The 23,352-nt window shown below is 71.0% G+C and carries 20 protein-coding genes and 1 pseudogene; 12 read left to right on the forward strand and 9 right to left on the reverse strand.

Annotated elements, in window-relative coordinates:
- Positions 1–41: 41 nt before the first annotated feature.
- A complete protein-coding gene (locus C6Y14_RS39615; protein WP_107021771.1) occupies positions 42–1,286 on the reverse strand; it encodes a polyamine ABC transporter substrate-binding protein in 1,245 nt (414 codons plus the stop codon).
- Between the two features lie 50 nt (positions 1,287–1,336).
- Positions 1,337–2,857 (reverse strand): gamma-aminobutyraldehyde dehydrogenase, encoded by a 1,521-nt coding sequence (locus C6Y14_RS39620; RefSeq protein ID WP_107021772.1) that lies wholly within the window; start codon positions 2,855–2,857, stop codon positions 1,337–1,339.
- 207 nt (positions 2,858–3,064) lie between these two features.
- Between C6Y14_RS39620 and C6Y14_RS39625 the strand changes: the two genes are divergently transcribed.
- Positions 3,065–3,673 (forward strand): NADAR family protein, encoded by a 609-nt coding sequence (locus C6Y14_RS39625; protein WP_107021826.1) that lies wholly within the window; start codon positions 3,065–3,067, stop codon positions 3,671–3,673.
- Between the two features lie 629 nt (positions 3,674–4,302).
- Here C6Y14_RS39625 and C6Y14_RS45770 read toward each other — a convergent pair.
- On the reverse strand, positions 4,303–4,632 hold the full coding sequence (locus C6Y14_RS45770) for a DUF4190 domain-containing protein (protein WP_318658084.1): 330 nt from the start codon (positions 4,630–4,632) through the stop codon (positions 4,303–4,305).
- A gap of 586 nt (positions 4,633–5,218) precedes the next feature.
- On the opposite strand from C6Y14_RS45770, the gene C6Y14_RS39635 reads away from it, so the two are divergent.
- From C6Y14_RS39635 to C6Y14_RS39645, 3 genes are all read left to right on the forward strand, one after another.
- The gene (locus C6Y14_RS39635) at positions 5,219–6,250 is read left to right on the forward strand and encodes an adenosine deaminase (protein ID WP_107021774.1); all 1,032 of its coding nucleotides are present in this window, start codon (positions 5,219–5,221) and stop codon (positions 6,248–6,250) included.
- A 25-nt stretch (positions 6,251–6,275) separates the two neighbouring features.
- On the forward strand, positions 6,276–6,959 hold the full coding sequence (locus C6Y14_RS39640) for a glycerophosphodiester phosphodiesterase (RefSeq protein WP_107021775.1): 684 nt from the start codon (positions 6,276–6,278) through the stop codon (positions 6,957–6,959).
- Between the two features lie 175 nt (positions 6,960–7,134).
- Complete coding sequence (locus tag C6Y14_RS39645) at positions 7,135–8,325, forward strand: serine hydrolase domain-containing protein (RefSeq protein ID WP_107021776.1); 1,191 nt, start codon at positions 7,135–7,137, stop codon at positions 8,323–8,325.
- A 6-nt stretch (positions 8,326–8,331) separates the two neighbouring features.
- On the opposite strand, the gene C6Y14_RS39650 is transcribed toward C6Y14_RS39645, so the two are convergent.
- The 5 genes and pseudogenes from C6Y14_RS39650 to C6Y14_RS39670 form a co-directional block, all read right to left on the reverse strand.
- Positions 8,332–9,000, reverse strand: a complete 669-nt coding sequence (locus C6Y14_RS39650) for a PadR family transcriptional regulator (RefSeq protein ID WP_107021777.1) — start codon at positions 8,998–9,000, stop codon at positions 8,332–8,334.
- A 46-nt stretch (positions 9,001–9,046) separates the two neighbouring features.
- Positions 9,047–9,883, reverse strand: a complete 837-nt coding sequence (locus C6Y14_RS39655) for an SGNH/GDSL hydrolase family protein (protein ID WP_107021778.1) — start codon at positions 9,881–9,883, stop codon at positions 9,047–9,049.
- A 102-nt stretch (positions 9,884–9,985) separates the two neighbouring features.
- Positions 9,986–11,148: pseudogene (locus C6Y14_RS39660) on the reverse strand (polyamine ABC transporter substrate-binding protein).
- 185 nt (positions 11,149–11,333) lie between these two features.
- Positions 11,334–12,779: a sensor histidine kinase gene (locus C6Y14_RS39665; RefSeq protein WP_107021827.1), complete on the reverse strand. Its 1,446-nt coding sequence runs from the start codon at positions 12,777–12,779 to the stop codon at positions 11,334–11,336.
- A gap of 5 nt (positions 12,780–12,784) precedes the next feature.
- Complete coding sequence (locus tag C6Y14_RS39670; protein ID WP_107021779.1) at positions 12,785–13,438, reverse strand: response regulator transcription factor; 654 nt, start codon at positions 13,436–13,438, stop codon at positions 12,785–12,787.
- A 180-nt stretch (positions 13,439–13,618) separates the two neighbouring features.
- Between C6Y14_RS39670 and C6Y14_RS39675 the strand changes: the two genes are divergently transcribed.
- On the forward strand, positions 13,619–14,230 hold the full coding sequence (locus tag C6Y14_RS39675; protein WP_107021780.1) for a hypothetical protein: 612 nt from the start codon (positions 13,619–13,621) through the stop codon (positions 14,228–14,230).
- A 129-nt stretch (positions 14,231–14,359) separates the two neighbouring features.
- Here C6Y14_RS39675 and C6Y14_RS39680 read toward each other — a convergent pair whose 3' ends face one another.
- A complete protein-coding gene (locus tag C6Y14_RS39680; RefSeq protein WP_107021781.1) occupies positions 14,360–15,796 on the reverse strand; it encodes a gamma-aminobutyraldehyde dehydrogenase in 1,437 nt (478 codons plus the stop codon).
- A 236-nt stretch (positions 15,797–16,032) separates the two neighbouring features.
- Here C6Y14_RS39680 and C6Y14_RS39685 point away from each other — a divergent pair, with 236 nt between their 5' ends.
- The 7 genes from C6Y14_RS39685 to C6Y14_RS39715 all read left to right on the forward strand — a co-directional run bounded on the left by C6Y14_RS39685 (position 16,033) and on the right by C6Y14_RS39715 (position 23,165).
- Complete coding sequence (locus C6Y14_RS39685; RefSeq protein WP_107021782.1) at positions 16,033–16,557, forward strand: Lrp/AsnC family transcriptional regulator; 525 nt, start codon at positions 16,033–16,035, stop codon at positions 16,555–16,557.
- Entirely contained in the window at positions 16,542–17,939 is a 1,398-nt protein-coding gene (locus C6Y14_RS39690; RefSeq protein ID WP_107021783.1) for an aspartate aminotransferase family protein, read from the forward strand. Before C6Y14_RS39685 ends, C6Y14_RS39690 begins: the two co-directional genes overlap by 16 nt.
- 285 nt (positions 17,940–18,224) lie before the next feature.
- Complete coding sequence (locus C6Y14_RS39695; RefSeq protein WP_107021784.1) at positions 18,225–18,998, forward strand: ABC transporter ATP-binding protein; 774 nt, start codon at positions 18,225–18,227, stop codon at positions 18,996–18,998.
- Positions 18,980–20,554, forward strand: a complete 1,575-nt coding sequence (locus C6Y14_RS39700) for a hypothetical protein (RefSeq protein WP_107021785.1) — start codon at positions 18,980–18,982, stop codon at positions 20,552–20,554. Before C6Y14_RS39695 ends, C6Y14_RS39700 begins: the two co-directional genes overlap by 19 nt.
- Before the next feature lie 131 nt (positions 20,555–20,685).
- Positions 20,686–21,093 carry a VOC family protein gene (locus C6Y14_RS39705; RefSeq protein WP_107021786.1) on the forward strand — a complete coding sequence of 136 codons (408 nt, stop codon included), beginning with the start codon at positions 20,686–20,688 and terminating at the stop codon, positions 21,091–21,093.
- Positions 21,094–21,208: 115 nt separating this feature from the next.
- Positions 21,209–22,342, forward strand: coding sequence for an LOG family protein (locus C6Y14_RS39710; protein ID WP_107021787.1), 1,134 nt, complete (start codon positions 21,209–21,211; stop codon positions 22,340–22,342).
- 166 nt (positions 22,343–22,508) lie between these two features.
- Positions 22,509–23,165 carry an LAETG motif-containing sortase-dependent surface protein gene (locus C6Y14_RS39715; protein ID WP_225891511.1) on the forward strand — a complete coding sequence of 219 codons (657 nt, stop codon included), beginning with the start codon at positions 22,509–22,511 and terminating at the stop codon, positions 23,163–23,165.
- Positions 23,166–23,352: the final 187 nt, after the last annotated feature.

Consider the following 23,352-nt stretch of genomic DNA (forward strand, 5'->3'; position numbering starts at 1 on the left):
CGTCGTGCTGTTCTTCGCACTGTTGTTGGTGGTCACGGTGATCACGCCCCCGTCAGCTTTGCGAACTTCTCTTCGTACGCCGTCTCTTCCTTGGTGCTCAGGGAGCGGAAGGAGTGCGACTTGGCCGCCATGGTGGCGTCGGGAATGATCAGCGGGTTGTTCGCCGCCGACTTGTCGATCTTCGCCAGTTCGGCCTTCACACCGTCGACGGGACAGACGTAGTTGATGTACGCGGCCAGCTGGGCGGCCGGACCGGGCTCGTAGTAGTAGTCGATGAGCCGCTCGGCGTTGGACTGGTGCCGCGCCTTGTTGGGGACCAGCAAATTGTCCGTGGACGTCAGATAGCCGCTGTCCGGGATGAGGAAGTCGACGTCCGGGCTGTCCGCCTTGAGCTGGACGACGTCGCCGGCCCAGGCCAGACAGGCCGCGAGATCGCCCTTGGTGAGGTCGGACGTGTAGTCGTTGCCGGTGAAGCGGCGGATCTGGCCCTTGTCGACGGCCTTCTGCAGCCGGGCGACCGCCGCGTCGAAGTCGTCGTCGGTGAACTTCTCCGGGTCCTTGCCGAGATCGAGCAGCGTCATGCCGATGCTGTCGCGCATCTCGGACAGGAGGCCGATGCGCCCCTTGAGTTTCGGGTTGTCGAGCATGTCGGAGAGGGACTTCACCTCCACGCCGTCCAGCGCCTTCTTGTTGTAGGCGATGACGGTGGAGATACCGGTCCAGGGATACGAGTAGGCGCGTCCGGGGTCCCAGTCGGGGGTGCGGAACTGCTGGGAGAGGTTCGCGTAGGCGTGCGGCAGGTTGGACGCGTCCAGTTTCTGCACCCAGCCGAAGCGGATCAGCCGGGCGGCCAGCCAGTCGGTGACGCAGATGAGGTCGCGCCCGGTGGCCTGGCCCGCCGCGAGCTGCGGCTTGAGCTTGCCGAAGAACTCGACGTTGTCGTTGATGTCCTCGGTGTACTTGACCTCGATGCCGGTGCGCTCGGCGAACGTGTCGAGCGTCGGGTGCCGCTTCTCGCTGTCGTCGACGTCCATGTACTCGGTCCAGTTGGAGAAGTTGATCTGCTTCTCCTTGGCCGAATGGTCCTCGGACGAGACGCCCGCGGTGTTCTTCGCCGCGGGGATCCCGCAGGCGCTCAGGGTCCCGAGGCCGCCGAGGGCGAGCGCGCCGCCCGTCGAGGCACGCAGCAGCGAACGGCGGCTGAGGGAGGCCCTGCCGTTGCGGAGGCTGCGCCGCACGGCGGCCAGTCGGGCCGGGGACAGTTGGTCGGGCTCGTACTGCTCCATGCTCGTGGTGCCCTTTCGGGTGGTTTCGGCCTGGTCCGGGCCGATGGCGACTAACGGTCCCCGAAGATCGTGCGGTGCCAGTCCTTCCTGGCCACCGCGGTGTTGTCGAACATGACGTGCTTGATCTGTGTGTACTCCTCGAACGAGTACGAGGACATGTCCTTGCCGAATCCGGACGCCTTGTAACCGCCGTGGGGCATCTCGCTGATGATCGGGATGTGGTCGTTGACCCACACACAGCCCGCCTTGATCTCGCGGGTGGCCCGGTTCGCCCGGTACAGGTCACGGCTCCACGCGGAGGCCGCCAGACCGTACGGGGTGTCGTTGGCAAGGCGGATGCCCTCGTCGTCGCTGTCGAAGGGGACGACCACCAGGACCGGGCCGAAGATCTCGGACTGCACGATCTCGCTGTCCTGGGCGGCGTCCGCGATCAGGGTGGGCCGGTAGTACGCGCCGCGCTCCAGACCCTTCGGGATCTCGCCACCGGTGACCACACGCGCGTAGGAGCGCGCCCGGTCGACGAAGCCCGCGACCCGGTCGCGCTGGGCGACGGAGATCAGCGGCCCGAGATCGGTGTCCGGGGCGAACGGATCGCCGAGCCGGACGCTCTCCATCAGCTCCGCGGTCCTGGACACGAACTCTTCGTACAGGGGCCTCTGCACGTACGCGCGCGTGGCGGCCGTGCAGTCCTGGCCCGTGTTGATGAGCGAGCCCGCGACCGCGCCGTGCACGGCGGCCTCCAGGTCCGCGTCGTCGAAGACCACGAAGGGGGCCTTGCCGCCGAGCTCCAGGTGGAGGCGCTTGACCGTGGAGGTGGCGATCTCGGCGACGCGCTTGCCGACGGCGGTGGACCCGGTGAAGGAGGTCATGACGACGTCCGGGTGGCCCACAAGGTGCTCGCCCGCGTCTCTCCCCGCCCCCGTGACGATGTTGACGACACCGTCAGGAATGCCCGCCGCGGTCGCCGCCTCGGCGAACAGCAGGGAGGTGAACGGGGTCAGCTCGGCGGGCTTGAGGACGATCGTGTTGCCGGCGGCGATCGCCGGGAGGACCTTCCAGGCGGCCATCTGAAGCGGATAGTTCCAAGGGGCGATGGAGCCGACCACCCCGATCGCCTCACGCCGTACGTACGAGGTGTGGTCGCCGGAGTACTCACCGGCGGACTGGCCCTGGAGGTGCCGGGCCGCACCCGCGAAGAAGGCGGTGTTGTCGATCGTGCCCGGGACGTCGAACTCCCGGGTCAGCTTGATCGGCTTGCCGCACTGCAGGGACTCGGCCTGCGCGAACTCCTCGGCGCGGTCCGCGAGCACGGCGGCGAAGCGGTGCATGGCGTCGGAGCGCTCACCCGGGGTGGCGCCGGACCAGCCGGGGAACGTCTCCCGGGCGGCCCGCACCGCCGCGTCCACGTCGTCCGGGCCCGCCAGCTGGTACGTGTGGAGGTCGTCGCCGGTGGCGGGGTCGACGACGGTGTGGTTCCGGCCCGACGTGCCCTTGACCGGCCGGCCCGCGATGTACTGCGCGCCGGCCGCGAAGCGGTCCTGCGCCTGGAAGCGATGGCCCGGATTGTGCATTTCGCTCTCCTCCGCCGCACTCCCCGAACCCGAGGGGTCGGCGTAGCTCCAGCTCGATTTGAGTGCCGATCCTGACAGAGCAATGGTGCTCCAACAAGTGATTCCGTTGTTGCCATTTGGTTACGCGACGGAATCTGTCGACCAGGTGTCGAGTCGCTGAGGAAAAGGCGGGACGGATTGTCAGTGGTGCGTGCCAGACTCGCGTGCATGGGGGAGATCGAATCGGGGATCACGTCGCGGGAGTCGCTGGTCAGCGCGGTCCGGGCGGGGGCGAAGGTCAAGTACCTGTACTTCTGGGGGCACCGGCCGCGGGCGGACGGGCGGATCGGGTCGAGCTGCCTGAGCCAGTGGTGGCCGTCGCCGTTCACGGTGGACGGGGTGGAGTACCGGACGGCGGAGCACTGGATGATGGCGCGCAAGGCGCGGCTCTTCGGTGACGCGGAGGCGGAGCAGCGGGCACTCGACGCACCGAATCCCGCCCTCGCGAAGAAGGCGGGGCGGCTGGTCCGTGGGTTCGACGAGTCCGTGTGGGAGCGGGAGCGGTTCGGGATCGTGGTGGAGGGAAGCGTGGCGAAGTTCGCGTCCGACGACGCACTTCGCGGGTTTCTGCTCGGCACGGGTGGGCGAAGCGAGACGGGGGCCTCCCCGGCCGAAGGCTGGGGGAGGGTGCTGGTGGAGGCCAGTCCTGTGGACCGGGTCTGGGGGATCGGGCTGGCCGCGGACGACGCCCGGGCGTCCGACCCCACGCAGTGGCAGGGCCCGAACCTGCTGGGCTTCGCCCTGATGAGGGCCCGGGAGCGCTTGCGCTCCGCGTGAACGGTGCCTACATCCGGCCTGCACCCGCACCCCGACGACGACCGGCCGCCCCCTCGCGGGGCCCGGCGGTGTTGACCTCACATTTCCCTGCGGGCCCGGCGGAGCTGGGCTCCCCTTCCCTGCGGGGCCGGGCGCGTTTCCCTTTGCGTTGCGGGGCCCGACGGATGGGGCGCGTTTCCCCTACGAGGGCGTAACGGATCGGGCGCGTGGTCTCCTGCGGCCCGGCGGGGGCTGGTCGCGCAGTTCCCCGCGCCCCTAAAGGGGCCCGGCCGTCGCCGGTCCCTGTGTGGAGCGCGGCCCCCTGCCGGAGCAACGGGCCGCTTCGAGCTTCTCTTAGAGGGCGCGAGGAACTGCGCAACAAGCCCACGACTACCCGCACCCGTCCACCCACCAGACGGGCCACCCCCCAAGGGGCGCGGGGAACTGCGCGACAAGCCCCCACCGGCCCGCACATGTCCACGCGCCAAACCCACCCCAGGGGCGCGGGGAACTGCGCGACCAGCCCCCACCGGGCCGCAGGAGACCACGCGCCGATCCCACCCTCAAGGGGCGCGGGGAACTGCGCAAAAAGCCTCAGCCCCCGCTCACCCGCACCCGCACCCGCACCCAGGCGCCAGCCAAACCCCCGCTCAGCCGACCGCAGTCAACGACGTGCTGAAGCCGTCGTCCCCACTCCCCGAGTCATCGATCTCCGTGTCAGGCAGCACCAGGAACACCACCAGGAACGCGATCCCCAGCGCGACCCCGACCGCCCCGCAGATGATCCCCGCCAACGCCTGCCCCGCGTTCGTCGCCTGCCCCCGCCGAGCCCTCCCCCGCCCGATCGCCCCGAAGACCACCGCGAGAATCCCGCACGCGAGCGCCACCGGCCAGAGACAGAATCCGACCGCCGCGACGATCCCGAGCACGAGTGACGCGGTCCCCAGCCCGTTGCTCGGCCCCATGGGCATGCCATGCATGCCATGCATGCCATGCATCCCGGGCGCCCCCGGCCACCCGTACCCGGGCCCGCCCTGCACGGGGTAAGCCGGATATCCGTACCCGTGCGTATGCCCGTGCACAGGCGGCCCGTACCCGTACGGCACCTGCCCCGGCCCTCCCGGCGCAACCGGCGGCGGCGGAACCGCGGAGCCCGGCGCCGCGTACGGATCCGGCGTCACGGGGAACGACGTCACGGTCTGCCGGTCGTGCACCGAGGACGGCCCGGCCCCTCGCGAGCCCCCCGCGTCCACGGGCGGAGCCCAGGGATTCGGCTCCGTGGACGGCTTGTCCAGAGACACCTTCCCCGGCTCGTCGACCGGCCCACCCGATGCCTGCGCGTCCTCGGCCATGCGCGGAGTCCCCCTCTGTCGTACGTGGCGTCATGCTACGGCCCAAGCCTTCCCCCCAGCGGACCGCGGCCTACGATGATCCCCAAGAACCGCACGCACGCACCACGCGCACCACGCGCACCGCACCGCACCGCACCGCACCGCACCACCGATCAGCCGATCACCCGCGCCGACCCGCCGCACACCGGCCCGGCGCCGTTCCTGGGGAGGAACCTTGACCGACCTGCACGCCTTCATCGCCGGACTGCCCAAGGCCGAACTGCACGTCCATCACGTCGGCTCCGCCTCCCCCCGGATCGTCTCCGAGCTGGCCGCCCGCCACCATGACTCCAAGGTGCCGTCGGACCCCGAGGCCCTGGTCGACTTCTTCACGTTCACGGACTTCGCCCACTTCATCGACGTGTATCTGTCCGTCGTCGACCTCATCCGCGCCCCCGAGGACGTACGCCTCCTCACGTACGAGGTCGCCCGCGACATGGCCCGGCAGCAGATCCGCTACGCCGAGCTGACGATCACGCCGTTCTCGTCGACCCGCCGCGGTATCGACGAGGGCGCCTTCATGGACGCCATCGAGGACGCCCGCATCGCCGCCGAGGCCGACTTCGGCACGATCCTGCGGTGGTGCTTCGACATCCCCGGCGAGGCGGGGCTCGAATCCGCCGAGGAGACGGTCCGGCTCGCGACCACCGACAAGCTCCGCCCGGAGGGCCTGGTCTCCTTCGGGCTCGGCGGGCCCGAGATCGGCGTACCCCGGCCGCAGTTCAAGCCGTACTTCGACCGTGCGATCGCGGCCGGCCTGCACTCCGTACCGCACGCGGGCGAGACGACCGGTCCGGAGACGGTGTGGGACGCGCTGACGGACCTGCGTGCCGAGCGCATCGGCCACGGCACCAGCTCCGCCCGCGACCCGAAACTCCTCGCGCACCTCGCCGAACACCGGATCCCGCTGGAGGTGTGTCCCACCTCGAACATCGCCACCCGCGCGGTCCGCACCCTCGACGAGCACCCCATGAAGACGTTCGTGGAGGCCGGCGTCGTCGTCACGGTCAACTCCGACGACCCGCCGATGTTCGGCACCGACCTCAACAACGAGTACGCGGTCGCCGCCCGCCTCCTCGGCCTCGACGAGCGGGGTCTGGCCGAGCTCGCCAAGAACGCCGTCGACGTCTCCTTCCTGGACGCCCCCGGCAAGGCGGCCCTGGCGGCGGAGATCGACACGTACACCGCCGGGTGGCTCGCGCCCTGAGGCGGCCCACCAGCACAATGGGCCGATGCGTACCGTGACTGCCGTGGCCCATCGCGGCGACCCCTACCGCGTCCGTGAGAACACGCTCGACTCCCTGCGTTCCGCGCTCCGACGGGGCGCGGACGCTGTCGAGATCGACGTCCGCCCGACCCGCGACGGCGTGCCCGTCCTGCTCCACGACGACACGCTGAAGCGGCTGTGGGAACAGGACCGGCCGCTGCGCTCGCTCTCCGCCGACGAGGTACGGGGCCTGACCTCGGGCGGGATTCCCACGCTGGAGGAAGCCCTCAAGGCGACGGACGAGGGCCGGCTCATGATCGACCTGCCCGGTCCGGTGGACGGCCGCGCCGTCCACCGGATCATCGGTGCCGTCCGGGACTTCGGCGCCGAGGAGCGCGTGTACTTCTGCGCGGGGGCCGCCGCCATGCTCGCCGTCCGCGCGGCCGACCCCGCCGCCGAGATCGCCCTCACCTGGACGAGCCTCGCCCCGCCGCGGCCCGCGCTGCTGGACGCCGTACGGCCCCGGTGGCTCAACTACCGCTTCGGGCTGGTGGACCGCGACCTCGTCGACCGGGTCCACAAGGACGGGTACCTGGTCTCGGTGTGGACGCCCGACACCCGGCGGTCCATGCGCCGGCTCCTCGCCGCGGGCGTCGACTCGATCACGACGAACCGCGTCGACACACTCCGCTCCCTGAGCCCCGCCTGAGCGTGCCTCTGCGGGATCTCCCTGAGCGGGACCCTCAGGGAAATCCCTGACAACGCCCTTGCCTCGTAAGGGAGTTGCTCGGGGTTCGGCCAGGGTCGCCGCCCTCCCGGAGGAGGATCCACGGGACGGCGTACACCCGGAGGATGAAGGTCACCGATCACCCGGGAGTCAGCCGATGCATCCGCGTGCCAGCACCCGTACACATCCACATACACGGACCCGTACCCGTACCGCCTGTGCCGCCCTCTTGGTTCTGGGTCTGACCGCGGGCCCCGTGGCCGGGACCGCCCTCGCCGCTCCCACACTCACGGCCTCCGTAGTGCGTGGGGCCGTGGATCCGACCACCGGCCGGGCGCTGCGCGCCGCGCTCCAGGGGCTCCCGGACGACGACGCGACAGCCGCGCTCGTACGGGTGTCGGGCACGGACGGTGTCTGGCGGGGCAGCGCCGGGGTGCACGATCTGCCGAGTGGGCGAAAGGCGCTGGCGGACGGGCGTTTCCGGGCCGGTTCCACGACCAAGGTCGTCACCGCGGCCGTCGTGCTCCAGCTCGTCGCCGAGGGCCGGGTGGACCTGGACGGGCACGTCCAGACCTACCTCCCCGGCCTGCTCTCGAAGGCCTTCGAGCCCATCACCGTACGGCAGTTGCTCACCTTCACCAGCGGGCTGAAGCCGGGCGCGACTCTCGGGGACGTGGACGGCGAGGGGTACGAGAGGCGGTACGAGACGCTGACGCCCGAGAAGGTGGTCGCCGCCTCGGTCGCCCAGGGCCCCGCCTTCCGCCCCGGCGAGCGGCAGAACTACAGCAACATCGACTACACCGTGCTCGGCCTCCTCATAGAGAAGGTCACCGGCGACTCGTACGAGCACCAGGCGGCGGTACGGGTCCTGCGGCCGGCCAAGATGCGGCACACGTCCTTCCCCGGTGGCCCCGACCCGCGTATCCACGGACCGCACAACCGCGGCTACCAGCAACTGGCGGACGGCAGGCTGGTGGACGCCACCGAGTGGAACATGTCGGACCGGTGGGCCGCGGGCGACATGATCTCCACGACGGCCGACCTGGAGCGGCTCCTGCAGGCGCTGTTCCGAGGCCGGCTGGTCCCCCAACCCCTCCTGGACAAGGAGATGTTCACCCTGCCCGACGTGCCGGGCGCCACCATGAGCGCCGGTCTCCAGAGGTACGACCTGGGCAACGGCAAGATCCTCTGGCTGAAGTCGGGAGCGCGCCCCGGGTACAGCACGCTCGTCGCGGCCACCCGCGATCTGTCCCGCACACTCGTGTACTCGGTCAACGCGACGGACGCGAAGTCGGAGGACATGAACCCGGTGTCCGAGCGGATCGTACGGGCTGCCTTCGAGGAGTGAGGGCGCCTAGGGGGTGCCCGGATCGTCCGCGGGCGCGGGCGCGGGCTCGGGGGCGGGGGCGGGCGCGGGCTCAGGGGCGGGCGCGGGCTCGGGGGTCGTGTCGCCGAGTGCCGCGACGCGCTGTGCGAGGCGCTTCAGGACGGTCTCGCCCCACTGGAGGTTCCCGCGCTCCAGGGCGATGCCGCCCTGGAGGGTGAGGTAGGGGCCGATGCGGTCGGCGGACGCGAGGTGTTCGTCCTCGGTGCGGCCGGCCAGCATGCGTTCCCGCATCCGCAGATAGCGGGCGAGTTTGGCGGCGGACCGCTCCACCCGCTCGGCGACCGCGGTCCGTACGGCCTCGATGTCGTCGGTGTCACCGATGTCGACGCACTGCACCTTGACCATCAGCTCGTCCCTGATGGCCAGGGGCTTCGCGGGACCCTCGGTGACGAACGCACGCAGCACCCGGCGTCCGGACTCGGTCAGCGAGAAGAGCCGTTTGTTGGGCCGGCGCTCCTGCTGGACGACGCGGGCGGAGACCAGCCCCTCGCCCTCCATGCGCTCCAGCTCGCGGTAGAGCTGCTGGGGGGTGGCCATCCAGAAGTTGGCGACCGAGGCCTCGAAGCCCTTCGCGAGGTCGTACCCGGACGCCTCACCCTCCAGAAGCGCGGCCATCACCGCATTGCGCAACGCCATGAGCTCAAGCTAGCACCGCCGTGATCAGGCGTTGCTCAGTCGTTGATCACTCACTGACCACTCGTTGATCAGTCAAGGACGCGGCTGCGAGGCGGACCGGCGGCAGCAGTTCCGGCCGCTTGGCCCGACGGCCGTCGCCCGACGAACGGCCCCGGACCCGGCGCAGGAGCCAGGGCCCCAGGAAGCCGCCGACCCAGCGCAGTTCCGTCCCGACGGCCCGCAGCCGCGTGGCTCGCGTGGGCACCGGCGCACCGGGCGGCAGGGGCAGCGTCCAGGCCTCGTCGCTGTCCGGCAGGCCGAAGGCGTGCGCGACCGCGGCGGCGATCCGGGCATGGCCGAGCGGGCTCGCGTGCAGCCGGTCCGGGCTCCACAGCCGGGGGTCCGTCACCACCTCGTGGGCGGACATGTCCGCGATGACCACTCCATGGCGTCCGGCCGCCTCCCGGATACGGGAGTTCAGGGCGAGGACCCGGCGGCCGAGCGGCCGGGCCAGCGGGCTGATCCGGCCGACATCGGGAAAGGTGACCGTGGCGACGCGGGCTCCCTGGCCGGTCAGCGCGGCGAACATCGCCTCCAGGTGGGCGCCCACCTCGTCCGCGTCGAAGCGGGGACGCAGCAGGTCGTTCATGCCGGCGACCACGGTGGCCACGTCGGGCCGCAGCGCGAGGGCCGGCGGGAGCTGCTCGGCGCGCACCTGCCCGGCGAGGCGCCCGCGGACGGCGAGATTGGCGTACAGGACGTCCGGGGACCCCTTCGCCAGCTCCTCCGCGAACCGGTCGGCGCATCCGCGCAGCCCCGTCACGTCGTCACCGTCGCCGAGCCCCTCGGTCTGGCTGTCGCCCAGAGCGACGTACCGCAGATATCCGCTTCCGCTGTCGGACACGGGGTGTCCCCTTTCGCCGGACCCACTCAGTACCCCACTAATACCTTATTCACTTTATTGGCTATGACAAGGGGCGGCCGGCGCCGGAGTCACGGAGCCCGGCTACAGGCCGGCGATGGCGTTCCAGCGCTTCGCGAACTCCGTACGCTCCTTCGCCGTGATGTCGCGGGCGATCGCGAGCCGCTTGCGCATGGCGCTGCCGGGGAAGATCAGCGGGTCCTCGGCGAGGGCCGCGGTCTCCTCGTCCTTGGCGGAGGCCAGGATGTCCTGGGCGGCCGGGACGGGGCAGACGTAGTTGACCCAGGCGGCAAGTTCCGCGGCCACGGCGGGCTCGTAGTAGTGGTCGACCAGTTCCTCCGCGTTCGCCTTGTGGCGGGCGAGGTTCGGGATCATCAGGGACTGGACCAGAGCTCGGCACCCTCCTCCGGCACGACGAACTCGATGTCGGGATCGTCGGCCTGGAGCTGGATCACGTCACCGCTGTACGCCTGGCAGGCCAGCACGTCGCCGCTCGACAGGTCCTTGATGTAGTCGTTGCCCGTGAAACGGCGGATGTGGTCCGCGCGGACGAGTTCGTCGACCCGGTCGCACATCGTGTGGAAGTCGTCCGCGGTCCACCGGGTGATGTCGACACCGTCGCCCTGCATGAGCAGCGCGAACGCCTCGTCGAGCCCCGAAAGGAGCGTGACCCGGCCCTTGAGGTCGCCGGCCCACAGATCCGACACGTGCCGGATCTCCCGGCCCAGCCTGCGGCGGTTGTACGCGACACCGGTGACCCCCGACTGCCACGGCACGGTGGAGCGGCGCCCCGGGTCGAAGGCGGGGGAACGCAGTTGCGGGTCCAGGTACCTGGTGACGTTCGGCTGCCGGGAGCGGTCCATCTCCTGGACCCAGCCGAGGCGGACGAACCGGGCGCACATCCAGTCGCTGATGACGATCAGGTCCCGGCCGGTCTCCTGGTGGTTCATCAGGGACGGGCTGACCTTGCCGAAGAACTCGTCGTTGTCGTTGATCTCCTCGGTGTACGTGACCGCGATCCCGGTCCGCTCCTCGAAGGCGTCCAGGGTCGGGCGACGCGACTCGTCCTCGTCGTCCGTGTCGATGTACAGCGGCCAGTTCGCCCAGGTAAGACGCTTCTCCGTGGCCGACATATCGCTTCTTCGCCGGTCCTTCGGGGCGACGTACGCGGCCGGTACGCCGCAGCCGGCGGCGAGCGTCGCGGCTGCGCCCGTGCCGAGGGTGCGCAGCAGGGTGCGGCGGTCCATGAGGGTTTTCGGGGTCGGGTGGCTCCGGTTCGCTGGCACGTCCGCAGCTTGGCGGGTGCGGTGGCGGGTGGGCAATGGACGTTGCGTCCAGCGGTCCGGCGACGGCACGACAGGGTGTCGCCCCGCCGCCCCTACCCGTTCCCGTCCACGCATGGGGGGCTACGCCCCGTCGCCCCCCTTTGTCCTCAAACGCCGGACGGGCTGGAGGTGTCCGCCGGACGGCCTGCAGGTATCCGCCGGTCCGGGGACATCTCAGCCCGTCCGGCGTTTGAGGACCGGGGGTTCGGGGGCAGCGCCCCCGAGTCGTGGACGGGAACGGGTAGGGGCGGCGGGGGCGGAAACATCACCTCCACCCACAACCCCCCTTCCCCCCGCGCCCGCGCCTCCACCACACCCCCGTGCGCCCCCACGATCGCCGCCACGATCGACAACCCCAGCCCCGCCCCCTCCCGGACCCGGGCACGGGCACGCCCCCGAACCCGTTCCACCCCCAGCCTCCGGAACGGTTCGAACAGCACCCCCACCTGATCGACCGGCACCACCGGTCCACTGTTGGCGATCCGCAAAGACGCCCGCCCGTCCACGACCCCGGTCCAGACGGTGACCCAACCGCCCTCCCCCTCGGGCACGTTGTGCCGGACGGCGTTCTCCAGCAGATTGCTCACCAGCCGCCCGACCAGATGCGGGTCCCCGACGAGCGGCGCGGAGCCGAGCTCGGCGTCCACCCGGGGCCGAAGCCTGCCCCCGGCCCCTGTCCGAGCCCCTGCCCCAGCCCCTGCCTCCGCCCCCGCCCCCGCCCCGCCCTCAGGCAGCAACTCACCCGCCAGGACAGCGAGATCCACCGACTCCCGCGCGGGCTCGGCCCGCTGCCCCCGCGCCAGCGTGAGCAGCGCCTCGATCAGCCGCTCCTGCTCCTGCCCGGCGGCCCGCACCCGCAGGCAGGCCGCCCGCAGGGACGCGGCGTCGGCGCGCGGATCGGCCAGCGCCACGTCGATGACGGCCTGCTGAAGGGTGAGCGGGGTACGCAACTCGTGCGACGCGTTGGCCACGAACCGCCGCTGCGCCTCGAAGGCGCCCTCCAGCCGGGCAAGCAGGTCGTCGAACGTGTCGGCGAGGTCCTTGAGTTCGTCGTCGGGGCCGGACACGGCGAGACGCCGGTGCAGATCGTCCGCGGAGATCCGCCGGGCCGCGACCGCCATGTCCCGCAACGGCGCGAGAACCCGCCCCGCGACCAGCCATCCGAGGACGAGTGAGGCGATCACCATGATGCCGAGCGCGATCCCCGACTCGATGAGCAGCTGGTGGAGCTGGTCGTCACGCTGGACGGCCAGCCGCTCGCGCACATAGCTCTCGACCGCGGCCTTCCCCGCTCCCGCTCCCGGCTTCACGACGGGCCCTGAGCCCGCGTCCCCCGTGTCCGCGCCCCCCGGTGTCGGCCGCTCGCCCGACCCCGACCCCGACACGGCCAGCGACTGGTCCTCGGCCACGAGCGCGTACGTGAGCGCCAGCAGCACCGCCCCCGTCACCACGAACAGCCCGCCGTAGAGCAGCGTCAGCCGCCACCGGACGCTCTGCGGCCGCCGCCCCCTCCGCGCCCCCGGGAACGCGAACCACCCGCGCGCCGCACCCACGCCACTCACACCCGGTACCCGGCCTGCGCCACCGTCTCGATCAACGATGGGTCACCGAGCTTGCGGCGCAGCCGGCTGACCGTGACCTTGACGGTCTGGGTGAAGGGGTCGGCCGCCTCGTCCCAGCCGCGCTCCAGCAGTTCCTCCGCGGAGACGACCGCCCCGCCGGCCGCCATCAGCAGTTCCAGGACCGCGAACTCCTTCGGGCTGAGCGGCAGGTGCCGCCCCTCGCGGGACGCCACCCGGCGGGCGGGGTCGAGCCGCAGGTCGCCGCGGACCAGAACGGGCGGCAACGCGGGCTGCGCGCGCCGCCCCAGGGCCCGTATCCGCGCGACGAGTTCGGTGAAGGCGAAGGGCTTCGGCAGATAGTCGTCGGCGCCCATGCCGAGCCCCGCGACCCGGTCGGCGACCGTGCCGGACGCGGTCAGCATCAGTACCCGCGCCCGGCTGCCCCCCTCGGCCAGGGCCCGGCAGACCCGGTCACCGTGCAGTCCGGGCAGGTCACGGTCGAGCACGACGACGTCGTATCCGTTGACCGTGGCCCGCTCAAGCGCCGCATGGCCGTCCAGTGCGAGATCGACGGCCATCCCCTCTCTGCGCAGTCCCGCCGCGACGGTCTCGGCGAGCTCTTCGTGGTCCTCGACCACCAATACGCGCATCGGCATCTCCGGCTGCGTCTCCGGCTGTTGCGAACCCTGGGGCCAGCGTGCCCGCCGGGCGGTAACAGGGTGGTAAGAGCGCCCGTTCCCGTGCCGTAACCGCCCGCGCGCTGAGGTGTTCCCGACCGGGGCCGACATCCCCGGGACGGCAACGCAGCCGTGACCACCAGGGAGGACCTCATGCGAAGTTCGACGAAACGGCACCGCCGGCTGACCGCGGCCTGCGCCCTGATCAGCGCTCTCGCCCTCGGCGGGGTGTACGCAGGCCAGTCCGTGGCCGCCGGATCGCCCTCGTCCTCGTCCTCGTCCCCGGACGGTGACTCGTCGTCCGACGGCGGCTCGTCGTCCCCGGAGCCGCCGAAGGACGACGACTCGACCGACTGGGAGCGCCAGGACAAGGCGTCCCGCGCGTACACCGAGTGCATGCGCGACAACGGTCTGGAGGACTTCGACATCGTCATTTACACGGCGGACGGGGGCCGCGGGGTGAAGGTACGGATCGACAGGGGCGAGGGTGACGGGGCGAAGCGCCCGGACCCGACCTCGAAGGAGTTCCGCAAGGCCGCCAAGGCCTGTCAGGACATCCTCGACGACATCGGCGTCAAGCTCCCGGTCCCGCCCGGTGACCTGCCCGGGAGGGGCGACGGCCCGTTCCCGGCCCCCGGCGGCTGCGGCGAGATCCGGCAGCACGAGAAGGGCGGCGACGAGAAGGGGAACAGCGACCGGCGCGAGGACGGCGACGAGGACGGTGACACGGAGTCGAGCACCGAGGGGCTCGTCCTCAGCGGCTGATCCGCGACCCCGGAGGTCCCGGGCGGACCAACTCCCGCCCGGGGCCACGTACCGCGTGCCGCGTATCCCGTACCGCCTACCGCCTACCGCCTACCGCCTGTCGCCTGTCGCCTGTCGCCTACCGAACGCTCAGCCGAGCGACGTCATCACGTGCTTGATGCGCGTGTAGTCGTCGAAGCCGTACCCCGACAGGTCCTTGCCGTAGCCGGAGTGCTTGAAGCCGCCGTGCGGCATCTCCGCGACGAGCGGGATGTGCGTGTTGATCCACACGCAGCCGAAGTCGAGGACCTTGGACATGCGCATCGCGCGCGCGTGGTCCTTCGTCCAGACGGAGGAGGCGAGCGCGTACTCGACGCCGTTCGCGTACGCGACGGCCTGGGCCTCGTCCGTGAAGGACTGGACGGTGATGACCGGGCCGAAGACCTCGTTCTGGATGATCTCGTCGTCCTGCTTGAGACCGGAGACGACGGTCGGGGCGTAGAAGTAGCCCTTCTCGCCGACGCGGTGCCCGCCCGCCTCGACCTTGGCGTGCGCGGGCAGCCGCTCGATGAAGCCGGAGACCTGCTTGAGCTGGTTCGGGTTGTTGAGCGGCCCGTACAGCACGTCCTCGTCGTCCGGCTGCCCGGTCTTCGTGTCGGCGGCGGCCTTGGCGAGCGCGGCCGTGAACTCGTCGTGGATGGACTCCTGTACGAGAACGCGGGTGGCGGCCGTACAGTCCTGGCCCGCGTTGAAGAAGCCCGCCACCGAGATGTCCTCGACGGCCTTGGCGATGTCGGTGTCCTCGAAGACCACGACGGGCGCCTTGCCACCCAGCTCCAGGTGGACCCGCTTGACGTCCTTGGCGGCGGACTCGGCGACGGAGATGCCCGCCCGCACGGAACCGGTGATGGACGCCATGGCCGGAATCCGGTGCTCGACCATCGCGCGGCCGGTGTCACGGTCGCCGCAGATGACGTTGAAGACGCCCTCGGGGACGATCGAGCCGATGATCTCGGCGATCAGGACCGTGGAGGCCGGGGTGGTGTCCGACGGCTTGAGCACGACCGTGTTACCCGCGGCGAGCGCCGGGGCGAACTTCCACACGGCCATCATCATCGGGTAGTTCCACGGCGCGACCTGCGCGCAGACACCGACCGGCTCACGGCGGACGATCGAGGTCAGCCCCTCCATGTACTCGCCGGCCGACCTGCCCTCCAGCATGCGCGCGGCGCCCGCGAAGAAGCGGATCTGGTCGACCATGGGCGGGATCTCCTCGGACCGGGTCAGTCCGATGGGCTTGCCCGTGTTCTCGACCTCCGCGGCGATCAGTTCCTCGGCGCGCTCCTCGAAGGCGTCCGCGATCTTCAGGAGGGCCTTCTGGCGCTCGGCGGGGGTCTGGTCGCGCCAGGCGGGGAAGGCAGCGGCGGCGGCCTCCATCGCGGCGTCGACGTCGGCCTGACCGGACAGCGGCGCGGTGGCGTACGCCTCGCCCGTCGCGGGGTTGACCACGTCCGTGGTCCGTCCATCGGCGGCATCGCGGAACTCTCCGGCGATGTAATTACGCAGACGACGCAGCTCGGTGCTCACTGCCCGGCCCTCCTGTCGGATGTCCACAACGGATGTCCACAACGAATGTCCTACGACTGTTCTTCTACGGTCCTTCGTCCCAGGTGTCCACTGGTTGAGACGCCTGGCCTACCACCCTAATCCTCATCCCGACGTTTTCAACACCCCCACCGGTCCCAGAGCTGCGAAATCCGCAGCCTTGGAACACGTAAACAACGAATTTCATCGATCACACCTTGCGGAACTGTCGAGCCCTCGTGCACAGTGAGCGCGTGGCCAGTCGAAGCGCAGACCCCAGGGATCCCCGGGACTCCCGTGAGTCCAGAAGCGGCACCCCCCAGCTGGATGCCGTCTCCCTCGGCATCATCGAGCAGCTCCAGGAGGACGGCCGCCGGCCGTACGCGGCGATAGGCAAGGCCGTGGGCCTTTCCGAGGCGGCCGTGCGCCAGCGCGTCCAGAAGCTGCTCGACCAGGGCGTGATGCAGATCGTCGCCGTCACGGACCCGCTCACCGTGGGTTTCCGCAGGCAGGCCATGGTGGGCATCAACGCCGACGGCGACCTGGAACCGGTCGCGGACGCGCTGACCGCCATGCCGGAGGTCGAGTACGTGGTGATGACCGCGGGCTCCTTCGACATCCTCGCCGAGATCGTCTGCGAGGACGACGACCACCTGCTGGACGTCATCAACAAACGCATCCGGATCCTGCCCGGCGTGCGCTCCACCGAGAGCTTCGTCTACCTCAAGCTCAAGAAGCAGACCTACATGTGGGGAACCCGATAGCCGTGACTGCCAAGGACCTCAGCCGCACCGCGTACGACCACCTGTGGATGCACTTCACCCGCATGTCCTCGTACGAGAACGCGCCCGTCCCCACGATCGTCCGTGGCGAGGGGACCTACATCTACGACGACAAGGGCAAGCGCTACCTCGACGGTCTGGCCGGTCTGTTCGTGGTCCAGGCGGGCCACGGCCGCGCCGAGCTTGCCGAGACGGCCGCCAGGCAGGCCCAGGAACTGGCCTTCTTCCCGATCTGGTCGTACGCCCACCCGAAGGCCGTCGAGCTGGCCGAGCGCCTCGCGCACCACGCTCCCGGCGACCTGAACAAGGTCTTCTTCACCACCGGCGGCGGCGAGGCCGTGGAGACGGCGTGGAAGCTCGCCAAGCAGTACTTCAAGCTGCAGGGCAAGCCGACCAAGTACAAGGTCATCTCGCGCGCGGTCGCCTACCACGGCACCCCGCAGGGCGCCCTGTCCATCACGGGCCTGCCCGCCCTGAAGGCCCCGTTCGAGCCGCTGGTCCCCGGCGCGCACAAGGTCGCGAACACCAACATCTACCGCGCGCCCGCGTTCCTCGACAACGGCTCCGGCGTCTCCCCCGAGGCCTTCGGCCGCTGGGCCGCCGACCAGATCGAGGAGCAGATCCTCATGGAGGGCCCGGAGACGGTCGCCGCCGTCTTCCTGGAGCCCGTGCAGAACGCCGGCGGCTGCTTCCCGCCGCCGCCCGGCTACTTCCAGCGGGTGCGCGAGATCTGCGACCAGTACGACGTGCTGCTCGTCTCGGACGAGGTCATCTGCGCCTTCGGCCGCCTCGGCACGATGTTCGCCTGCGACAAGTTCGACTACGTACCGGACATGATCACCTGCGCCAAGGGCATGACCTCGGGCTACTCCCCGATCGGCGCCTGCATCATCTCGGACCGCCTCGCCGAGCCGTTCTACCAGGGCGACAACACCTTCCTGCACGGCTACACCTTCGGCGGTCACCCGGTGTCGGCGGCCGTGGGCCTCGCGAACCTCGACATCTTCGAGCGCGAGAACCTCAACCAGCACGTCCTCGACAACGAGGGCGCGTTCCTCTCCACCCTCCAGAAGCTGCACGACCTGCCGATCGTCGGCGACGTCCGCGGCAACGGCTTCTTCTACGGCATCGAGCTGGTGAAGGACAAGGCCACCAAGGAGACCTTCACGGACGAGGAGTCGGAGCGCGTGCTCTACGGCTTCGTCTCCAAGAAGCTCTTCGAGTACGGCCTCTACTGCCGCGCCGACGACCGCGGTGACCCGGTCATCCAGCTGTCGCCGCCGCTGATCTCCGACCAGTCGACGTTCGACGAGATCGAGGGGATCGTCCGCCAGGTCCTGACGGAGGCCTGGACGAAGCTGTGAGCGGAGGCCGTCGGCCGGTACGGCTGAGCTGAACCTGTCGGCTCAGACCCCCGCCCGGCCGTCGGCTCAGCCTTTGAGCTGAACAAGTGATCAACACCGGCCCCGGTGGCGCCCGTTCGAGTGAGAATGCGCGCCCCGGGGCCGCGTGCTGTCCGGCCTCCGGCCCCCGACTCCCTAGCGTGCCCAGTGACCGATCGGCCCTGCCTTCGTTCCCCCGACCGGGGGACCCCGCGACCTTCCGAGGCCGCCCGGGCAGCGCAAATCAGATCTGAAGAGGTGTACGCGATGGCGGCTCCGCCGGACAACGACGTGCTCTGGGCACGTGCCCTGCACGTCACACACAACGGCTCACCCGCACTCACCGGCGTCTCGATCGGGGTTCGCGAGGGCGAGATCCTCGCCGTCGGCGGCCCGCGCGGCAGCGGCAAGACGACGCTCCTCCAGTGCCTGTCGGGACAGCTCCTGGCGGAGCAGGGCGAGGTCTGGTTCAACAGCGCCCCCGTCCACACCATGAGCCCGATGAAGCGCGAGCGGCTGCGCCGCGACCGTTTCGGCTGGATCGACCCGGCGCCGGTCCTCGTCCCCGAGCTGACCGCCTGGGAGAACGCCGCCCTGCTCCTGATGCTGCGCGGGGTGAGCCGCCGCCGGGCCAAGACCGCCGCGCTGGAGTGGCTGGACCGCCTCGACGTCGGCGGCTGCGCCCGCAAACGCCCGTACGCCCTGCTCCAGTCGGAGCGCCAGCGGGTCGCCATCGCCCGCGCCCTGGCGCCCGCGCCGAGCGTGATCTTCGCCGACGAGCCCACCGCGCCGCTGCACCGCGCCGACCGCGCCCAGGTGCTGCGCACGCTCACCGCGGCGGCCCGTTCGCACGGCATCACGGTCGTCCTGGCCACGCACGACGCGGACACCGCGGCGCTCGCCGACCGCACGGTGTCGCTGCTCGACGGGCGGCGCGTGAACACGGTCCATCTGCCGCCGGCCGCGGAACCACCCGAGCCCGACGTGCCGACCGGGCCCGCCGAGACGGAAGGCCGGGCCGCGTGCTCGCTCTCCGCCTAGTCCGCGGGGCCAACCCCGCCGTCCAGTTCCGCCGGCTCCTCGTCGCCGCGGCGTCCGCGGGCACCGGCTTCCTGCTCCTGTGCACCCTGGGGTACGCGATGGGGCATCCGGACGCGTCCACGGCGGCCGTGCTCCGGCTCGCCTGGTGCCTCGCGCCGATCGCGGCCACCGTCCAGTTCGCGGTCGCCGTCGCCCGGACCGACCCGGCCACCCGCCCCCGGGCCGGGCTCGCGGCGATCGGCCTGGGACCCGGGCAGCTGATGATCCTGGCGGCCGTCTCCACCGCGGTGTCCTGCACGCTGGGCTCGATGGTCGCCCTGCTGATCTTCCTGCACCTGCGCGGCGACCTGACGGGCCTGCCCTTCGACGGCGACGCGGCCGGTTTCCTCGCCGCCAACCAGCCACTGCCCCTGCCCGCCACGCTCACACTGCTGGCCCTGGTCCCGGCCCTCGCGTCCGCGGCCAGCGCGGTCGTACTGCGCCCGCGGGGCCCGCTCCCCCCGGCAGGCGGACGCCCGGCCCGCCTGGGCGGCTTCGGCGGCTACGGCCGCTCCACGGACCGCATCGGCTCCGGCACCTACGGCCGCTTCGGCACCCACCCGAACAGCGAACCACCCGCCCCGAAGGGGGCGCGAGAAACGGCGCGACAAGCCCCCACCGGCCCGCAGATCCCCGACGACCCCCACCACCCCCACACGCCCGCAGCACTCGACACACCGCCCCACCCCACCCACCAAGGGGCGCGGGGAACGGCGCGACCAGCCACCGCGGACCCGCAGATCCCCGACGACCTGGCCCCGGAAGGGGCGCGAGGAACTGCGCGACCGACCCCCACGGACCCGCAGAGTCCCAACAACCCCATCCCGGAAGGGGCGCGGGGAACGGCGCGACAAGCCCCCACGGACCCGCAGATCCCCAACGACCCCCACCACCCCCTCCCCACCCCCACCCCCGCCCCCACCGGCCTCCCCTGGGGCGCAGCCGTCCTGGCCGCAGGCCTCGCGGCAGAGGCGTACGCAGGCAGCGGCGGCCCCCACGAAGGCCCCCCGCTGCCGGGCGGCCTCACAGGAGCCCCCTTCGGCGTACTCGCAGGCTGGGCCCTCACCGCACTGGGCCTCGCCCTGGCCGGCCCCGCCCTCACCCACCTCTGCGGCAGACTCCTCCAGTCCGTACGCCCGAGCGCCACGCGCCTGCTCGCCGGACGCGTGCTCATGGAGCAGGCGACCGGCATCGGTCGCCCGCTCGGCGTGCTGTGCGCGGTGGCGTCGGGCACGTACGCCATGGCCGTGCTCTACACCACGACGCGCCCCGGCATCGGCCCTCTCACCACCCTCGGCCTGCTGCTCGTCGCCGGTTGTGCCCTGGCGACGCTGCTGACCGCCGCCGTCGAGGCGAGGGACACGCGCGCCGACACCACCGCGGCCCTGCTGCGGATCGGCGCACCCGCCTCGGCACTGCGCGCCGCGGCCGCCCTCCGCGCCGGGGCTCTGATCGCCGTCCTCACCCCGTTGACCTGGGCGGTCGCGGAGCTGGCGGCCGTACCACTGGCCCGCTGACCCGGCGTACGAGACAGGGCAGGCCGCGCGATCGAGTGCGCGTACGAAAAAGATTCGCCGGGACCGATGACTTTTCGGCGGAGCCCCGGTCTGACCCTCCGAACAGCAACTCACCCGACGGAGGACCTCCCATGTACCAGCAGATGATCTTCGTGAACCTGGCCGTGAACGACGTGGACGTGTCCAAGAAGTTCTTCTCGGAGCTCGGCTACACGATCAACGCCCAGTTCTCGGACGAGAACACCGCGTCCGTCGTCATCAGCGACACGATCGTCGCGATGCTGCTGAACAAGCAGCGCTACGCGGACTTCACGAAGAAGGAGATCGCGGACTCGACGAGGACCAGCGAGGTGCTGCTGTGTCTGAGCGCCGAGAGCCGCGAGAAGGTCGACGAACTGGTCGACAAGGCGATCGCGGTGGGCGGCTCGGCGAGCGGCGAGACCCAGGACCACGGGGTGATGTACGGGCGCGCCTTCGACGACCCGGACGGCCACACCTGGGAGGTCATGTGGATGGACCCTTCCGTCATCCAGGGCTGACCCCCGCCCGCGCCCGAGGGGCTCACGGCCGAAGGGGTCACGCCGAAAGGGATCGCTCCCGAAGGGCTCACCGCCGAACGGACCGCGCTCGAACGGCCCGTGCTTACATGGGCGGGTGCAGACGAGCCCCGCCCATGTGGCCCATCACAACGACCGTGAGATCGAGACGCTGGAGGAGTTCGACGCGACCGTCTCGGCCCGCGGCACCCTCACCGGCTTCCGCGTCCAGGCCGTCGATCTGACGGACCGTACGAAAGAGCTGCTCGCCAGCGACACCGCGGGCGCCGTCTTCCTGGGCTGCCCGATGCGGGAGAACGCGGCGGCGAAGATCCGGGCCGACGGCGCGCTGGTCTTCCCGCCCCTGCCCGGTGTGCCGTTCGACCCGTACCGCGGTCATCTCTACACGCCCGACGAGTTGTTCGGCTCCCTCGACAAGGGGTACGAGGCGACGCCGGACGCCGTCGCGTACGACTGGTTCCAGCGGACCCGGGCCGACGGCGACATCTACGCGTCGATGCTGCGCTCGATCCACGACGACGCCGTCTCCGACGCCCTGGACGAACTCCTGCGCTCGGCGCGCGTGGTGGGCGTGATGGGCGGTCACGCGATCGCGCGCGGCACCGAGGCGTACGGGGGCGCGGCCCGGCTGGGCCGCGCGCTCGCCCGCGCCGGGTTCACGGTGGCGACCGGCGGCGGCCCCGGCGCGATGGAGGCGGCCAACCTCGGCGCGTACGCGGCCCCGTACCGCGACGGCATGCTCGACGAGGCGTGCGAACTCCTCGGCAAGGCGCCGTCGTTCGTGCCGTCGGTGACCGACTGGGCGCGCGCCGCCTTCGAGGTGCGCGAGCGCTGGCCGAAAGGCAACGCCTCCGTCGGCATCCCCACCTGGTTCTACGGGCACGAGCCGCCGAACGCCTTCGCCTCCCACATAGCCAAGTACTTCGCCAACGCCACCCGCGAGGACGGCCTGCTGGCCCGCTCGAACGCGGGCGTGGTCTTCCTGCCCGGCGCCGCCGGTACGGTCCAGGAGATCTTCGACAACACGACCCCCAACTACTACGAGTCCCGCGGCGAACCCACCCCCATGGTCCTGGTGGACCGCGCCCACTGGACGCAGCGGCTGCCCGCCTGGCCGCTCCTGCAAGCCCTCGCCCGCGACCGCCCGATGGAGTCCCGCATCGCGCTGGTGGACCGGATCGAGGAGGCACCGGAGGCGCTCGACCGCCTGTCGCGTGTAAATGAAACCTAAAAGCCAAGGGGCAAGACGGACACACGGATTGACAACCCCGGACGGTGCCCAATAAACCTGTGAGGCGTCTGGGATTGCTGTTTCTCAGTAGCTCCCATCAACCCCCCTCATATTGTGCATCCCGTGAAGGGCAATCGTGTCCATATCTCGCCGTACCGCACGTTCTGTGCGCATTCTCGGAGTTGCCTCCGCCTCGGCCGCGCTCACGCTCGGCCTGGCCGGCAACGCGCTCGCCTGCAACATCAGCGAGTTCTCGGCCGTCGCCAAGTGCGACGGTACGAAGGGCGTCATCAGTGTCACCGACAAGGACCCGTCGGGCGTCAAGGCCACGGTCAGTGTCTACCTCCAGTCGAACGGTGCCGACGCGAAGCTCGTCGGTGAGCAGGAGGTCGAGGGCACGCGTGAAGGCGTGACCATCGACTTCTCCGAGGACTGGAAGCCGGAGGCGACGTACCGCGTGCACGTCAAGGCCGGCAATCAGGTCGACGAGGACATCAAGCCGAACCTCGTCACCCCGTCCGAGGCCTGCGAGTCCCCGGAGACGACCACGCCTCCGGCGACCCCGAAGCCCTCGGAGAAGCCCTCCGAGCCCGCGGAGGAGCCCTCGGAGCCTGCCGAGTCCCCGGAGCCGTCCGAGTCGGAGACCACTCCGGCCGCGTCGACCGGTGACAACGCCCCGTCCCCGGCGGGCGACTCGAACCTCGCCGAGACCGGTTCCAGCTCCAACACCGGTGCGATCGCCGGCATAGCGGCCGCGCTCGTGGCGGCCGGCGCCGGCGTGATGTTCGCGCTCCGCCGCCGAGGCGCAGCAAAGACCCGCTGACCCCAGCAGGCAGCAACACCCAGCAGTGGCCCGCCCCTGAACAAGGGGGCGGGCCACCGCCACGTCCCAGCCCCCTTGTTGAGGGGCGCGGGGAACGGCGCAATCCTTTGTCTTCAGGGGCGCGGGGAACGGCGCAGTCTTTTGTCTTTCAGGGGCGCGGGGAACTGCGCAACCAGCCCTCACCGAC

The sequence above is a fragment of the Streptomyces dioscori genome (assembly GCF_003024195.1).
In the GTDB taxonomy this organism is placed as follows: domain Bacteria; phylum Actinomycetota; class Actinomycetes; order Streptomycetales; family Streptomycetaceae; genus Streptomyces; species Streptomyces dioscori.

Bases quoted from the DNA above. Each gene is read 5' to 3' on its own strand.
- C6Y14_RS39705 (WP_107021786.1), top strand. From the start codon at position 20,686: ATGTACCAGCAGATGATCTTCGTGAACCTGGCCGTGAACGACGTGGAC.
- C6Y14_RS39615 (WP_107021771.1), bottom strand. From the start codon at position 1,286: ATGGAGCAGTACGAGCCCGACCAACTGTCCCCGGCCCGACTGGCCGCC.
- C6Y14_RS39695 (WP_107021784.1), top strand. From the start codon at position 18,225: ATGGCGGCTCCGCCGGACAACGACGTGCTCTGGGCACGTGCCCTGCAC.
- C6Y14_RS45770 (WP_318658084.1), bottom strand. From the start codon at position 4,632: ATGCATGGCATGCCCATGGGGCCGAGCAACGGGCTGGGGACCGCGTCA.
- C6Y14_RS39670 (WP_107021779.1), bottom strand. From the start codon at position 13,438: ATGCGCGTATTGGTGGTCGAGGACCACGAAGAGCTCGCCGAGACCGTC.
- C6Y14_RS39620 (WP_107021772.1), bottom strand. From the start codon at position 2,857: ATGCACAATCCGGGCCATCGCTTCCAGGCGCAGGACCGCTTCGCGGCC.
- C6Y14_RS39645 (WP_107021776.1), top strand. From the start codon at position 7,135: ATGCATCCGCGTGCCAGCACCCGTACACATCCACATACACGGACCCGT.
- C6Y14_RS39640 (WP_107021775.1), top strand. From the start codon at position 6,276: ATGCGTACCGTGACTGCCGTGGCCCATCGCGGCGACCCCTACCGCGTC.
- C6Y14_RS39675 (WP_107021780.1), top strand. From the start codon at position 13,619: ATGCGAAGTTCGACGAAACGGCACCGCCGGCTGACCGCGGCCTGCGCC.
- C6Y14_RS39650 (WP_107021777.1), bottom strand. From the start codon at position 9,000: ATGGCGTTGCGCAATGCGGTGATGGCCGCGCTTCTGGAGGGTGAGGCG.
- C6Y14_RS39625 (WP_107021826.1), top strand. From the start codon at position 3,065: ATGGGGGAGATCGAATCGGGGATCACGTCGCGGGAGTCGCTGGTCAGC.